The sequence below is a fragment of the Acidovorax sp. LjRoot118 genome (assembly GCF_964253575.1).
Classification (GTDB): Bacteria; Pseudomonadota; Gammaproteobacteria; order Burkholderiales; family Burkholderiaceae_C; genus Acidovorax.
This window is the reverse complement of record NZ_CAXURB020000001.1, coordinates 1,675,245-1,688,379: the sequence shown is the minus strand read 5'-3', so window position 1 is coordinate 1,688,379 and position 13,135 is coordinate 1,675,245. Positions and strand designations below refer to the sequence as shown.

13 protein-coding genes are annotated in these 13,135 nt (G+C 68.9%); 6 read left to right on the top strand and 7 right to left on the bottom strand.

Annotation, left to right across the window (positions count from 1 at the left end):
* Positions 1–284: 284 nt before the first annotated feature.
* Positions 285–1,256 carry a ketopantoate reductase family protein gene (locus ACSQ9E_RS07875; RefSeq protein WP_436217371.1) on the bottom strand — a complete coding sequence of 324 codons (972 nt, stop codon included), beginning with the start codon at positions 1,254–1,256 and terminating at the stop codon, positions 285–287.
* 182 nt (positions 1,257–1,438) lie between these two features.
* Here ACSQ9E_RS07875 and ACSQ9E_RS07870 point away from each other — a divergent pair, with 182 nt between their 5' ends.
* The 4 genes from ACSQ9E_RS07870 to ACSQ9E_RS07855 all read left to right on the top strand — a co-directional run bounded on the left by ACSQ9E_RS07870 (position 1,439) and on the right by ACSQ9E_RS07855 (position 6,506).
* A complete protein-coding gene (locus tag ACSQ9E_RS07870) occupies positions 1,439–1,969 on the top strand; it encodes a MarR family winged helix-turn-helix transcriptional regulator (protein ID WP_428000191.1) in 531 nt (176 codons plus the stop codon).
* 42 nt (positions 1,970–2,011) lie between these two features.
* Positions 2,012–3,484: an efflux transporter outer membrane subunit gene (locus tag ACSQ9E_RS07865; RefSeq protein ID WP_436217370.1), complete on the top strand. Its 1,473-nt coding sequence runs from the start codon at positions 2,012–2,014 to the stop codon at positions 3,482–3,484.
* 67 nt (positions 3,485–3,551) lie between these two features.
* Positions 3,552–4,862, top strand: a complete 1,311-nt coding sequence (locus ACSQ9E_RS07860; protein WP_436217369.1) for an HlyD family secretion protein — start codon at positions 3,552–3,554, stop codon at positions 4,860–4,862.
* Between the two features lie 12 nt (positions 4,863–4,874).
* Positions 4,875–6,506, top strand: a complete 1,632-nt coding sequence (locus ACSQ9E_RS07855; RefSeq protein WP_255357698.1) for a DHA2 family efflux MFS transporter permease subunit — start codon at positions 4,875–4,877, stop codon at positions 6,504–6,506.
* 71 nt (positions 6,507–6,577) lie between these two features.
* On the opposite strand, the gene ACSQ9E_RS07850 is transcribed toward ACSQ9E_RS07855, so the two are convergent.
* From ACSQ9E_RS07850 to ACSQ9E_RS07830, 5 genes are all read right to left on the bottom strand, one after another.
* Entirely contained in the window at positions 6,578–7,093 is a 516-nt protein-coding gene (locus ACSQ9E_RS07850; protein WP_057203731.1) for a MarR family winged helix-turn-helix transcriptional regulator, read from the bottom strand.
* A gap of 94 nt (positions 7,094–7,187) precedes the next feature.
* On the bottom strand, positions 7,188–7,823 hold the full coding sequence (maiA, locus tag ACSQ9E_RS07845; protein WP_436217368.1) for a maleylacetoacetate isomerase: 636 nt from the start codon (positions 7,821–7,823) through the stop codon (positions 7,188–7,190).
* 14 nt (positions 7,824–7,837) lie between these two features.
* On the bottom strand, positions 7,838–8,542 hold the full coding sequence (locus tag ACSQ9E_RS07840; protein WP_057203732.1) for a fumarylacetoacetate hydrolase family protein: 705 nt from the start codon (positions 8,540–8,542) through the stop codon (positions 7,838–7,840).
* Between the two features lie 38 nt (positions 8,543–8,580).
* The gene (locus tag ACSQ9E_RS07835) at positions 8,581–9,618 is read right to left on the bottom strand and encodes a cupin domain-containing protein (RefSeq protein ID WP_057269749.1); all 1,038 of its coding nucleotides are present in this window, start codon (positions 9,616–9,618) and stop codon (positions 8,581–8,583) included.
* A 21-nt stretch (positions 9,619–9,639) separates the two neighbouring features.
* Positions 9,640–10,851 (bottom strand): 3-hydroxybenzoate 6-monooxygenase, encoded by a 1,212-nt coding sequence (locus ACSQ9E_RS07830; protein WP_436217367.1) that lies wholly within the window; start codon positions 10,849–10,851, stop codon positions 9,640–9,642.
* Positions 10,852–11,113: 262 nt separating this feature from the next.
* Between ACSQ9E_RS07830 and ACSQ9E_RS07825 the strand changes: the two genes are divergently transcribed.
* Both ACSQ9E_RS07825 and ACSQ9E_RS07820 read left to right on the top strand, forming a co-directional pair.
* On the top strand, positions 11,114–12,058 hold the full coding sequence (locus tag ACSQ9E_RS07825; RefSeq protein ID WP_436220196.1) for a Bug family tripartite tricarboxylate transporter substrate binding protein: 945 nt from the start codon (positions 11,114–11,116) through the stop codon (positions 12,056–12,058).
* 123 nt (positions 12,059–12,181) lie between these two features.
* The gene (locus ACSQ9E_RS07820) at positions 12,182–12,340 is read left to right on the top strand and encodes a DUF3309 family protein (protein WP_007856361.1); all 159 of its coding nucleotides are present in this window, start codon (positions 12,182–12,184) and stop codon (positions 12,338–12,340) included.
* Positions 12,341–12,430: 90 nt separating this feature from the next.
* Here ACSQ9E_RS07820 and ACSQ9E_RS07815 read toward each other — a convergent pair whose 3' ends face one another.
* Positions 12,431–12,988, bottom strand: coding sequence for a hypothetical protein (locus ACSQ9E_RS07815; protein WP_436217366.1), 558 nt, complete (start codon positions 12,986–12,988; stop codon positions 12,431–12,433).
* Between the last annotated feature and the right edge of the window lie 147 nt (positions 12,989–13,135).

The following is a 13,135-nucleotide window of genomic DNA, read 5'->3' as shown; positions in this document are numbered from 1 at the left end:
GCCGAGAAGCGCAGGGGCTGGGGTGGGTGCGTGTGCCGAAGGACACACGCACTTCGTGCTCTAGCTTGCCGATGCTGTTTGAGCGGAGTTCGAAGAACGCAGCGAGTTCATCGGCACCACCCCAGGACCGAGCATCGCAGGTTGCCCCCGTTCGCCCGACAGGGCGAAAGGGGGACGCAGACTGGGGGCCGCCTTCTCTTTGGTGACTTTCTCTTGGCGGCCAAGAGAAAGTTACTGCGCCGCCGGGCGCACATCCCGGCTCCCGCACTCAGCACAGGCAAGCGTCAACCACCACCGAAAGCCGATCCAGAACCACCCCGCCCTTCCGCCAGCTTCACCAGCACCTGCAGCGCCCGGTTCAGCGGCGTGGGCACGCCCAGCGCCGCGCCACGGCGCACCACATAGCCGTTGAGGTGGTCGATCTCGCTGGGCTTGCCGCGCGCCAGGTCCTGCGCGGTGGACGAATACTGGCCCGGCATGGTGGCCGCGATGCCGCGCACGGCCGCCTGTATGTCGCCGGGAATGGTGACACCATCGGCCTGCGCGACGGCCAGGCATTCGGCCACGGTGTCCGCGATCACGTCCGTCACACCAGGCACCTGCACCAGAGGGCCATAGGGCTGCTGCGCCAGGGCCGACAGCGCGTTGTAGGCGCAGTTGAGCACCAGCTTGGCCCACAGCGCGCCGCGCACGTTGTCCGAGATCTGCGTGGGAATGCCGGCGGCGGCGAACTGTGCCGCCACCGCCTCGCTGCGCGGCGAGGGCGCAATCACCAGCTCACCCCGGCCATGGTGCTGCACATGCCCGGGCCCGGCCATGGCGGTGGCCACGTAGACCACGGCAGCCGCCACGGGTGTGCTGGCGTCCAGCACGGCGCGCACGCGCTCGTCGTTGTCCGCCCCGTTCTGCAGCGTGAGCACCAGCGCACCGGGCGCGAGGAGGGGGCGGATCTGGCGCGCCGCGTCTTCGGAATCCGAGGACTTGACGCAGAACAGCACCACGTTGGCCCCCTGCACGGCGCTGGCCTCGGTGCTGGCCTGCATGGGCACCTGCACGTCGAGCACAGCCGTCTGCAGGCGCAGGCCATGCTGCTGCACCGCCTGCACATGGGCCTCACGGCCGATGAGGGTCACCGGGTGGCCGGCGCGGGACAGCAGCGCGCCGTAGTAGCAGCCCACCGCCCCGGCGCCCATGACGGCGATGCGCAACAACGAAGAAGGGTCCGCAGGCGCGATAGGGGAAGCAGGGGTGGTCATGAACGATTCGGGGATACCCGCAGGACTGCCGACATGGCCCGCCCACTATATCGGGCAGTGCACCCGCCCTCGCGAAGCCACGCCGACAACCCCCAGCGACACTGGTAATAACCCCTAGTTACAGCTCGGGAATTAATTGATTGCAATGACAATCATTGTCTAGTCAATTAAATTCCCATCCCATGACAACCAGCTCCGCACCCGCTTCGTCCACCCCTTTCTACGGCAAGAGCCACAGCCCTGCCGAGGAAAGCGTGGGCTACCTGATGCGCAAGGTGATGTCGTCCATCCGCACGCAGGCGGACGCGCAGCTGTCCACCCACGACCTCACCTTCGCGCAGTGGCTGCCGCTGTTCAAGATCTCCAAGTGCCAGGCCATGACGGGCCAGGCCGCGGCCACGGTGGCCGTGATGGCCCGCGAGCTGGAGACCGACGCGGCGTCCATGACGCGCACGCTGGACCGCCTGGAAGCCAAGGGCCTGGTGCTGCGCGAACGCTCGACCACCGACCGGCGCGTGGTGCACGTGGTGCTCACGCCCGAAGGCGAGGCCGTCGCCGCCAAGGTACCCCCTGTGCTCGCCGAAGTGCTCAACAACCACCTGCGCGGTTTCACCCGCGATGAATGGCAGCTGCTGCTCAGCATGCTGCGCCGCATGCTGGCCAACGGCGATGCCGTGCGCCAGGAACAACAACAGCAGCCACCGGCCGCCTGACCCGGCCGCCCCGCCCCCGTATCCCCCCAAGAGATAGCAGACATGTCCTCATCCACCACCCCCCTGTCCACCCGTGCCGCCATGGCGGCCCATTTCGCCGTGTCGGCCGTCGCGCTGGCGGCCGCCCTCTTCCTGGTCGGCTGCGCCAGCCCCGGCGCAGCCCATACGCCACTGGCACAGACTACGCCGGCCGCACTGGGCCTGAACGCAGCGGCCACCGAGTCTGGCGCCCCGCCGCAATGGTGGACCACCCTCGGTGACGCAGAGCTCAACGCCCTGGTCGACAAGGCCCTGCAGGGCAGCCCCAGCCTGGCCGTGAGCCGCGCCCGGCTGGAACAGGCCGTGGCGCTGAGCCAGGTGCGCGAAGCCGCCAACGGCCCGCAGGTGAACCTGGGCGTGGACGCCACGCGCCAGCGCTACACGGCCCACGGCCTGGTGCCCGCCCCGGTGGCCGGCAACACCTACAACAGCGGCACGGTGCAGGCCAGCTTCAGCTGGTCGCCCGACTTCTTTGGCCAGCACGCGGCCGAGCTGGAAGCGGCCCTGGGCCAGGCCCGCGCCGCCCAGGCCGATGCCGCCGCTGCCGCCAACACCCTGGCCGCCCAAGTGGGCCGCAGCTATGTGGCCCTGGCCCGCCTGGTGTCGCAGCGCGAGGTGGCCGTGCGGGCCCTTGCGCAGCGTGAAGAGCAGCGCCGCCTGACCAACGACCGCGTGGCCGCAGGCCTCGATAGCCAGGTCGAGCTGACGCAGGCCCAGGCCGCCGTGCCCGATGCGCGCACCCAGATCGAGGCGCTGGAAGAGCAGATCACCCTGGCGCGCCGCCAGGTCGCCGTGCTCAGCGGCCAGGCGCCCGATGCGCTGACTTCGCTGACCCCGCAATTGGCCGCCCTGCAGCCCACGGCCGTGCCCGACGCACTGGGTGCCGACCTGCTGGGCCGCCGCCCCGATGTGGTGGCTGCGCGCTGGCGTGTGGAAGCCGCCACCCAGGGCGTGAAGGTCGCGCGCACGGAGTTCTACCCCAACATCAACATCGCCGCCTTCATCGGCCTGAACTCGCTGGGGCTGGACAATCTGTTCAACGCAGGCTCGCGCCAGATGGGCGTGACGCCCGCGCTGCGCCTGCCGATCTTCGACGGTGGCCGGCTGCGCGCCCAACTGGGCGGCCGCCAGGCCGAGCTCGACGCTGCCATCGCTCAGTACAACGGCATGGTGCTCGACGCCGTGAAGGAAGCCGGCGACGCCATGGCTTCCGTGCAGTCGCTCACGCGCCAGCAGGCGCTGCAGGACGAGGCCGCCGCCAGCGCCGAAAAGGCCTACCGCTTCGCACAGGAGCGCTACCGCGCGGGCCTGGGCAACTACCTGGTGGTGCTCTCCACAGAAAGCCAGGTGCTGGCCCAGCGCCGCCTGGCCGTGGACCTGCGCGCGCGCCAGCTCGACACCCGCCTGCAGCTGATGAAGGCCCTGGGCGGCGGCTGGACGGACGACACGGCCACGCTACAGACCGCGGCCCGCTGAGCACCAGCACCCCGATACGACGCATAAAAAACCACACACAACAGCACATTCCCGAAGGACCCTTGCCATGAGCGAACCCCTTGCCTCCAACAAAGAAGCCACCAACCCCGCGCGCCGCCGCGGCCTGACCCTGATCGCCGCCGCCGTGGCCCTTGCCGCCATCGGCTGGGGCGCATGGCACTGGGCCAATGGCCGCCACATGGAAACCACCGACAACGCCTACGTGGCAGGCAACGTGGTGCAGATCACGCCGCAGGTCGGCGGCACCGTGGTCTCCATCGGTGCGGACGACACCGACTACGTGAAGGCCGGCCAGTTGCTGGTCAAGCTCGACCCAGCCGACGCCCGCGTCGCGCTGGAACAGGCCGAGGCCCAACTGGCGCAGACGGTGCGCGAAGTGCGCACGCTTTTCGCCAACAACTCCACCCTGAAAGCCCAGGTCAGCCTGCGCAGCGCCGACCTGGCCCGCGCCCAGGCCGAAGCCGCGCGCCTGCAGGACGACGTGGCCCGCCGGGCCCCGCTGATGGCCAGCGGCGCCGTGGGCAAGGAAGAGTTCCAGCACGCCAATGCCCAGGTGACCTCTGCCAAGAGCACGGTGGCAGCGGCCCAGGCCGCCGTGGTGGCAGCGCAGGAGCAGTTGGCCGCCAGCCAGACCCAGACCGAAGGCACCTCCATCGAGCAGCACCCCAACGTGCAGCGCGCCTCGGCCCGCGTGCGCGAGGCCTACCTGGCCGTGCAGCGCGCCCAGTTGCTCGCACCGCTCGACGGCCATGTCGCCAAGCGCGGCGTGCAGGTGGGCCAGCGTGTACAGGCCGGCGCCCCGCTGATGACGCTGGTGGCGCTGAACGACCTGTGGGTGGACGCCAACTTCAAGGAAAGCCAGCTGCAGAACCTGCGCATCGGCCAGCCCGCCGAGCTGGTGGCCGACGTGTACGGCACCAAGGTGGTCTACCACGGCAAGGTCACGGGCCTGGGTGCCGGCACCGGCGCTGCGTTTGCCCTGCTACCCGCGCAGAACGCCACAGGCAACTGGATCAAGGTGGTGCAGCGCGTGCCCGTGCGCATTGCGCTGGACCCCAAGGAAGTGAGCGAGCACGCCTTGCGCGTGGGCCTGTCGATGGACGTGAAGGTGGACACCGCCGACCAGAGCGGCAAGACCCTCTCGGACACGCAGCGCACGACGCCCGTGGCCGCCACCGCCGTGTTCGACGAGCAGTTCAAGGCCGCTGACGACGAGGTGGCAAACATCATCGCCGCCAACCTGGGCCGCAAGGCCGTGGCCGTGGCCTCACCCAAGGTGACCCAGGCACAGGCCAGCAGCGCAGCGCAGGCACAGAACCACGCTTCGGCGCCCGTGCGTGCCCCTGTGGTGCAGTAAGCCGGAGCCCGCATGACTGCCGCCAACCCCACCGCAGACCAGGCCGGCGCCTCGGCGCCGCCTGCTGTGACGACGCCGCCAGCCGCCCCGCCCGGGCCGCCTGCGGCGTATCCACCGCTGCAGGGCACGGCCCTGCTGCTGGGCACGCTGTCGCTGTCGCTGGCCACGTTCATGAACGTGCTCGATTCGTCCATCGCCAACGTCTCCATCCCCGCCATTGCCGGCGACCTGGGCGTGAGCCCGGGCCAGGGCACCTGGGTCATCACCAGCTTCGGCGTGGCCAACGCCATCTCGGTGCCGCTCACGGGCTGGCTCACGCAGCGCTTTGGCGCGGTGCGGCTGTTCACCATGAGCGTGCTGCTGTTTGTGCTGACCTCCTGGCTGTGCGGCTTTGCCTCGTCGCTGGAGATGCTGGTCTTCTTCCGCGTGCTGCAGGGCCTGGTCGCCGGGCCCATGATCCCGCTGTCGCAGACCCTGCTGCTGGCCAGCTACCCGCGCGCCCTGGCGGGCACTGCGCTGGCCCTTTGGGGCGTGACCACGCTGGTCGCGCCCGTGGTGGGGCCGCTCTTGGGCGGGTGGATCACCGACAACATCTCCTGGCCGTGGATCTTCTACATCAACGTGCCGGTGGGGCTGCTGGCCGGCCTGCTGACCTGGGGCATCTACCGCAAGCGCGAAACGCCGATCCGCAAGCTGCCTATCGACACCGTGGGCCTGTCCCTGCTGGTGCTGTGGGTGGGCGCGCTGCAGCTCATGCTCGACAAGGGCAAGGAGCTCGACTGGTTCGCCTCCAACGAGATCATCCTGATGGCGGTGGTGGCCGTGGTGGCGTTCGCGGTGTTCCTGGTCTGGGAGCTCACCGACAAGCACCCGGTGGTGGACCTCAAGCTCTTCAAGGGCCGCAACTTCACCTTCGGGGCGCTGGCGCTGTCGGTGGCCTACGCGCTGTTCTTCGGCAACGTGGTGCTGCTGCCGCTGTGGCTGCAGCAGTGGATGGGCTACACCGCCACCTCGGCCGGCATGGCGCTGGCGCCGGTGGGCGTCTTCGCCATCCTGCTCACGCCGCTGGTGGGCAAGAAGGTGGGCCAGTGGGATCCGCGGCGCATGGCGACGGGCGCGTTCATCGTGTTCGGCATCGTGCTGTGGATGCGCTCGCAGTTCACCGTGCAGACCGACTTCGTGCACATCCTGATCCCCACCCTGCTGCAGGGCGCGGCCATGGCGTTCTTCTTCATCCCGCTGACCACGCTGACGCTGTCGGGCCTGCCGCCCGAACGCATCCCGGCCGCTGCGGGCCTGAGCAACTTCGTGCGCATCACCGCCGGGGCGATGGGCACGTCCATCGCCACCACGCTGTGGGAGAGCCGGGCCGCCATGCACCATGCCCACCTGACCGAGGGCCTGATCCAGGGCCAGGGCGTGTTCGGCGCCACGCTGGACAACCTGATGGCGTCTGGCATGACGCAGTTGCAGGCACTGGCGCAGGTGAACCGGCTGATAGACCAGCAGGCCTTCACCCGCGCGGCAGACGACATCTTCCTCGGATCGGCCGGCCTGTTCGTGCTGCTGATCGGGCTGATCTGGCTGACCAAGCGGCCATCGCAAGGGGGCGCCGCCTCGGCCGACGCCGCAGGGGCCCACTGACACCGGGACTCCGGACCGCATGCATGACAAGGTGGCGCAGCCCTCGGGCTCGCCACCTTTTTCATTCCTGGTCAGCCCTTGCTGGCCTTGGCTCGGGTGCGCGAGGCGGGCAGCTCGGGCGTGCTGGTGACGCTGGGCGCCCGGCTGAGCACGTTGTTGGCGTTGACCAGGGTCTTGAGCATGGCCATGAAGAGCTCGCCCTGCTCGGGCGGCAGGGGGGCCAGCATGCGCTTCTGGGCGCGGCGCATACCGGGCTCCACCTGGCGCAGCAGGTCTTCGCCGTCGGGCGTGAGCATCAGCAGGCGAACACGCCGGTCGCCCGGGCTGCTGTTGCGCACCATCCAGCCGCGCGCCTCGAGCCGGTCGATCACGCTGCCGATGGTCGAGGTGTCAAAGCCGATGCGGCCAGCCAGCCGGCGCTGGTCCAGGCCCGGTTCGCGCTGCACGGCCGCCAGCGCGGCGAACTGCACGGGGGTGATGCCCACTTCCTGCGTCTCTTCGAGGAAGATGGCCACCGCGATCTGCTGCAACCGGCGGATGTAGTGGCCGGGCAGTTCTTCAAGCGCTGGGGAATGGGATGAGGACATGGGCAGACAAGCGAGCAGGCGGGCGGTGGTGGACAGCAGGCAGCGGCAATCCGTGAGGCCGCAGTCTATCGGAAGCCGCTGCCGGGCCGGGCACTCACGCGCCCGCCTGGGCCGCAGGCGCTGCGAGCCGGAAGGCAGGCAAGGCAGCGCAGGCCGCGTCTACCGCGCTGATGAGCGGCCAGCGCGCCAGATCGACCTGGAAGCGGCGCGCGCTTTCGACCTGGGGCAACAGGTACACATCGGCCAGCGTGGGCGCATGCCCGAAGCTGAAGGCGCCGCGCCCGGTATCGCGCGCCAGCAGCGCCTCATAGGCGTCGAAGCCCGCGCCTATCCAGGTGGCGCACCAGGCATTCACCGCTACCTCGTCGCAGCCCAATTGGTGGCGCAAATACTCCAGGATGCGGCGGTTGTTGACCGGGTGGATATCGCAGCCTACCAGTGCGGCCAGGGCGCGCACGTGGGCGCGGGCATCGGCGCCCGCCGGCAGCAGCGGCGGCTCGGGGTAGTGCTCCTCCAGCCATTCGATGATGGCGGGCGACTGGATGAAAGTCTGCCCGTCATGCTGCAGCGCGGGCACCAGCCTCTGCGGGTTGATGGCGCGGTAAGCGTCACCCAGGTGCTCTTCCTGGCGCAGGTCCACGGGAATGTGTTCGACTTCGAGGCCCTTGAGGTGCAGCGCGATGCGCAGCCGGTGCGAGGTGCCGCTGCGAAAGAAGTGGTGCAGCTTCATGCCGGCAGCGCCGCTCATTCCGCGGGGCCCACGGCCAGCGTGATGGAGCCCACGCCCTCGACATGGCCCTCGATGCGGTCGCCCGGCACGACCGCGCCGACACCCTCGGGCGTGCCGGTGTAGACCAGATCGCCCGGCTGCAGGTGGTAGAACTGCGACAGGTCGGCAAGGAGCTCGCGGATGTTCCAGATGAGCTGGTCGACGTCGGACTGCTGGCGCACCTGGCCGTTGACGCTGAGCGCAATGGCCCCACGCTCGATCACCACGCCGGGCAGGGGCACGACCTCGGAGGCGATGGAGGACTGCTCGACATCCTTGCCCAGGTCCCACGGCCGGCCCTTGTCGCGCGCCACGAGCTGCAGGTCGCGCCGCGTCATGTCCAGCCCGCAGGCATAGCCGTAGATGTGGGTGTGCGCCTGCTCCGGCGCAATGCGAAAGCCCGCCGTCCCGATGGCTACCACCAGTTCCATCTCGTAGTGGTAGCTCTCGGTGCCCGGCGGATAGGCCACGGTGGCGCCGGATTCGACCACCGTGGACGGCGACTTGGTGAAGTAGAACGGCCGCTCCTGCGACTTGTCCACGGGGCGGCCCATCTCGACCGCGTGGGCGTGGTAGTTGCGGCCCACGAAGAACAGGCGGTTCACGGGCAGGCGCGCGGCCTGGCCGCGCACGGGCAGGGATACGGTGGCGGGAGGGGTCCAGAGGTAGGTGGTGGACATGCAGGGCTTTCAAAAAGACAAAAGGAATGGCGCAGCGATCAGCCACGGTTCTCGAACACGCCCAGCTTGCGGTGCAGCGGGCTTTCGTCGGCGATGAAGAAAAAGGCCGGCTGGTCGGCCGAGCGGTTGGCCAGCGTGACGGCGGTGTAGCCCGGGGCGCAGCAGGTGTCGGCCTCGGCCAGCGCAAAGCACTGCTCCTGCACCTGCACGTCGGCCGCGCCCTCGATCAGGTGGAACACCATGGCCGGCGAGCGCGCGGGCAGGCGCAGCGTCTGGCCCGGGCGCAGCATCTGGGCGTAGAAGCCGAGGATGTTCTGGGCATCGGCGCCGGTCTCGGGGTTCACGTAGGTGATCTGCACCGACGCGAGCGCGGGCTGGTCAGCCGCCAGCGATTGCAGCGCCGCCCGGGCCTGGGCCCACGGGTAGCGCAGCATCGGGTAGGCGCGCTGCGTGCGCCCGAACACTGGCGTGGGCACGATGCCGCCGCGTGCGTAGGCACCATCGCCCGCAGCCTGGGTGATGGCCTGGCGCGGCCCATCCACGTGGTACGAGGCCTCCAGGTAGTGCACCAGCGGCAGGTCCAGCACGTCGAGCCAGACCACGGGTGCGGTGCCCTCGTGGGCGTGTTCGTGCCACAGGCCGGTGGGCGTGAGGATCAGGTCGCCGCGCTCCATGGGACAGCGCTCGCCGTCCACCGTGGTGCAGGCGCCCTCGCCTTCCACCACCATGCGCACGGCATTCGGTGTGTGGCGGTGCGCGGGCGCCCACTCGCCGGGCAGCAGCAGCTGCATGCCCAGGTACATGGCGGCGCTGGCCTGCATGCTGTCCGGCCCGTGGCCGGGGTTGGCCAGCACCAGCACCCGGCGCTCGGCCTTCTCGATGGGCGTGAGCTCGCCCGCCCGCATCAGCAGAGGCCGCAGCGCCGCATAGGGCCAGTGCGTGGCCAGGGTGCGCGGCCGCGGCTGGCCCGGCGGCAGCATGGCGCGCAGGTTGGGCCACAGGGGCACGAGGTTCGATTGCGCGAGTTCATCGCGGTAGTCCTGGGGCAGGTCTTCTAGGCGTCCTAGTTCTTGCATGGTGTTGTGTCTCCTCAAGGTTCAGTGCGCGGCCAGGCAATTGCCCACGTTCCAGCCATACAGCCATTCCATGGCGTCGTAGAAGCGCTCGGGGCTGCGCCCGCGCCACAGGTCGTTGCGCACCAGGCGCTCCACGCCCTTGGCGTGGTAGATGCGCCCCATCTCGCGGCCCGAGAGCACGATGTGCGCGGTGCGTGCCACGCGAGAGCGCTGGTACAGGTCGAGCGCAGCGTCCCAGTCGTTGCCGTGCACGCGCAGGGCCTCGCCCAGGGTCACGGCGTCTTCCAGCGCCATGCAGGCGCCCTGCGCCATGTACTGCGTGGTAGGGTGGGCCGCGTCGCCGAGCAGCGTGGTGCGGCCATGCGTCCAGCGGGCGATCGGCTCGCGGTCGGCGGTGGCCCAGCGCTTCCAGCTCCTGGGCAGGTCGATCAGCTGCCGGGCGCGGGGGCAGATGTCCTGGAAGTAGCTCTGCACTTCCTCGCGGCTGCCTTCGGTCACCCCCCACTCCTCCTTCTCGCGGCTGTGGAAGGTAACGACCACGTTGTACTGCTCGCCGCCGCGCAGCGGGTAGTGCACCAGGTGGCAGTGCGGCCCCACCCAGATGCTGGCGGCATTCCAGCGCAGGTCCTCGGGGAACTCCTCGCGCTCCACCACGGCGCGGTAGACCACGTGGCCGGTCACGCGGGCCGGGTCGCCCACGTACTGCTGACGCACCACGGACTTCACGCCGTCGGCACCGATCAGTGCCACCCCGCGCCAGGCCTTGCCATGCTGGTCGATGGCGGTGACACCGCCTGCATCCTGCTCGACGCGCTCGATGCGGGTGTGCGTCTGAAAGGTGACGCGCCCCGTGGCCAACGCACCCTCCAGCAGGCAGTTGTGCGCATCCACGCGGTGGACTACTGCATAGGGGTTGCCGAAGCGGGCACGGAACGCCTCGCCCGTGGGGATGCGGCCCACCTGGTACTCGTCCAGCGCGTCGTGCATCACCATGCAGTCGGTGAACACCGAGCGGCTGCGCGCCTGCTCCCCCACGCCCAGGGCATCGAAGGCATGAAAGGCATTGGGCCCCAGCTGCATGCCGGCGCCGATCTCGCCGATGGCCGGCGACTGCTCCAGCACCTGCACGGCAAAGCCCTGCCGCACCAAAGCCAGGGCCGCGGCCAGCCCGCCAATGCCACCGCCCGCCACCAGCACGGGAAGGCCCGCGGCGCGCTCATCTGTCTGCTCCATTGCTCACCTCTTGAATGAATTTAATCAGCATGCTGATGATTAGTGTAGCAATTACGATGGCATGAACGCAATCTGCCGTCGGTCATTTTTGCCGTCAAAAGCGCAGCAAGGGTTTTCACCGAGCGCATCCGCCATTCACCGGACCTATGATTTTCATCAGCATACTGTCAATCAGCCATCAGACGATCCATCACACCTCCAGGAGACACCCGTGAACCAGACCACCAGACGCCCATTGCTCGTTTCGCTTGCCTGCGCGGGCATGTTGATGGGCGCTGCGGGCACCAGCCATGCCCAGGGCAGCGACTTTCCGAGCAAGCCGGTCACGCTCTACACCGCCTTTGCCGTGGGCAGCGGGCCCGATGCCGTGCTGCGGCTGGTGGCGCACAAGCTGTCAACCCAGTGGAAGCAGACCGTGACGGTGGACAACTGCCCCGGCGGCGGCGGCTTCATCGCCATGGATGCTGCCAAGCGCGGCGCAGCCGACGGGTACACGCTGCTGCAGCTCGACAGCGAGCATCTGGCCGCCGTGCCGCACCTGTACAAGAAGCGCAACGTCGACACCCTCAAGACCTTCGACCCGGTGGCGCCGCTGTTCCGCACCCCGTTCATGGTGGCGGTGCCGGCGCAGTCGCCCTGGAAGAACATGACCGACCTGCTGAACGACGCCAAGACGAAGTCCGGCGAGCTCAGCTATGGATCGTGGGGCGTGGGCAGCCCGGGCCACCTGGGCGGCGAGTGGCTCGAATCCCTCACCGGCGTGCGCATGACCCATGTGCCCTACAAGGAGGTGAGCCAGCTGTACACCAACGTGGCCACCGGCGAGGTGGCCTGGAGCTTTGCCAGCATTCCGTCAAGCCAGGGGGTCTACAAGGCGGGCAAGATCAAATACCTGGCGGTGGCAGCGCCCAGGCGCATCCCGCAGTTGCCCGACGTGCCCACCGTGGCCGAGGCCGGCGGCCCGGCCCAGCTCGATGTGAACTCCTTCGTGGTACTGGTAGCCCCCAAGGGCGTGCCCGCCGCCGTGCGGCGCAAGATCCACGCGGACGTGCTCACCGCACTGGCCGACCCCGAAGTGCGCGAGCGCTTCAACACCTTCGCCTTCGAGCCGCTGGCCTGGTCGGTGGAGGACATCGGCCGCAACGCTGCGGCCAAATCGGTCCAGTACGAGCAGTTGATCACCAAGGCCGGGATCACGCTCGACTGACGCCAGGGCCCGCACCTCCCACACGCTGCGTCGGAAAAGCCTGACATGGGGGCGCGCCCGCCGCCTGCGATCCGGCGCAAGGGGTGATCGAACAATGCAGTCACCACAACAAAAGGAACTGCCATGTCGCTCTCCCTCATTCTCCTGATCGTCCTGATCCTCATCCTCGTCGGCGCGCTGCCCACCTGGGGCCACAGCCGTTCGTGGGGCTATGGACCCAGCGGCGGCATCGGTCTGGTGGTGCTGATCCTGGTGATCCTGCTGCTCATGGGCAGGATATAAACCTGCGGCGGCCTGCTGAAGGCCCAAAGCAAAAAGCGTGGCACGGCCACGCTTTTTTGCTTTCTGGATGCGCCCGATGGGTGCAGGCGGTCAGGCCGCCTTGCGCAGCTGCGCGTTGGCAAACGCCGTGGTGAGCTGTGCCAGTTCGGTCTGGTTCACCACGCCGTTGGCATTGCCATGGCGGTCCACCAGTTGCAGCAGCGACTGCGACAGCTCGCTGCCGCCGTTGGTGCCCGAGGTGGCGGCAATGCCCTTGAGGAATTCGTCGCGCGAGATGGCGCCGTCCTGGTTGGCGTCGAAGCCAGCGGCCAGTTGCTCTTTTTGCGCATCGCTGGCGCCAAAGCTGGCGAGCAGTTCCTGGAAATCCTTCTTGGACACCGCGCGGTCTGCCTGCGATGCCGTCAGCGCCGTGCCCGCATCGGCAGCCGCGTGTGTGCCCAGCGGGCCGTCGAGCTTGCCCGACGCCATCAGGATGCCCTTGCCGGCAAAGCCGGTCAGGGCCTCGGCCTCCTTGCTCAGGGTGACCACGGCCGATGGCTCGGCAGCAGCCGGCTGGTTGGTGCGCGAAGAGGCCGCTGATTTGCTGCCCGAGGCGGCGTTGTAGAGAAAGGATGCGACGGACGCGAGGCCGGAAATGAGGGGGGACATGGCCACTGGACTCCTGTGCAGGGATTGGCTGCCGGTGCTTTCCGGCAAAGCACCAGGGCAGACCATCGCCCGGTGGTCCAGCATATGCGGCAAGCGCCTCCTGCAATGGGCAGAAAAGCGGCGCTGCACAGCCGCTTTTCCGGGCCA

What these genes read in the sequence shown, in the direction of transcription:
- ACSQ9E_RS07865 (WP_436217370.1), top strand. Translation starts at nt 2,012, where the DNA reads ATGTCCTCATCCACCACCCCCCTGTCCACCCGTGCCGCCATGGCGGCC.
- ACSQ9E_RS07835 (WP_057269749.1), bottom strand. Translation starts at nt 9,618, where the DNA reads ATGCAAGAACTAGGACGCCTAGAAGACCTGCCCCAGGACTACCGCGAT.
- ACSQ9E_RS07840 (WP_057203732.1), bottom strand. Translation starts at nt 8,542, where the DNA reads ATGTCCACCACCTACCTCTGGACCCCTCCCGCCACCGTATCCCTGCCC.
- ACSQ9E_RS07870 (WP_428000191.1), top strand. Translation starts at nt 1,439, where the DNA reads ATGACAACCAGCTCCGCACCCGCTTCGTCCACCCCTTTCTACGGCAAG.
- ACSQ9E_RS07860 (WP_436217369.1), top strand. Translation starts at nt 3,552, where the DNA reads ATGAGCGAACCCCTTGCCTCCAACAAAGAAGCCACCAACCCCGCGCGC.
- ACSQ9E_RS07855 (WP_255357698.1), top strand. Translation starts at nt 4,875, where the DNA reads ATGACTGCCGCCAACCCCACCGCAGACCAGGCCGGCGCCTCGGCGCCG.
- ACSQ9E_RS07850 (WP_057203731.1), bottom strand. Translation starts at nt 7,093, where the DNA reads ATGTCCTCATCCCATTCCCCAGCGCTTGAAGAACTGCCCGGCCACTAC.
- ACSQ9E_RS07875 (WP_436217371.1), bottom strand. Translation starts at nt 1,256, where the DNA reads ATGACCACCCCTGCTTCCCCTATCGCGCCTGCGGACCCTTCTTCGTTG.
- maiA (WP_436217368.1), bottom strand. Translation starts at nt 7,823, where the DNA reads ATGAAGCTGCACCACTTCTTTCGCAGCGGCACCTCGCACCGGCTGCGC.
- ACSQ9E_RS07820 (WP_007856361.1), top strand. Translation starts at nt 12,182, where the DNA reads ATGTCGCTCTCCCTCATTCTCCTGATCGTCCTGATCCTCATCCTCGTC.
- ACSQ9E_RS07830 (WP_436217367.1), bottom strand. Translation starts at nt 10,851, where the DNA reads ATGGAGCAGACAGATGAGCGCGCCGCGGGCCTTCCCGTGCTGGTGGCG.
- ACSQ9E_RS07825 (WP_436220196.1), top strand. Translation starts at nt 11,114, where the DNA reads ATGTTGATGGGCGCTGCGGGCACCAGCCATGCCCAGGGCAGCGACTTT.
- ACSQ9E_RS07815 (WP_436217366.1), bottom strand. Translation starts at nt 12,988, where the DNA reads ATGTCCCCCCTCATTTCCGGCCTCGCGTCCGTCGCATCCTTTCTCTAC.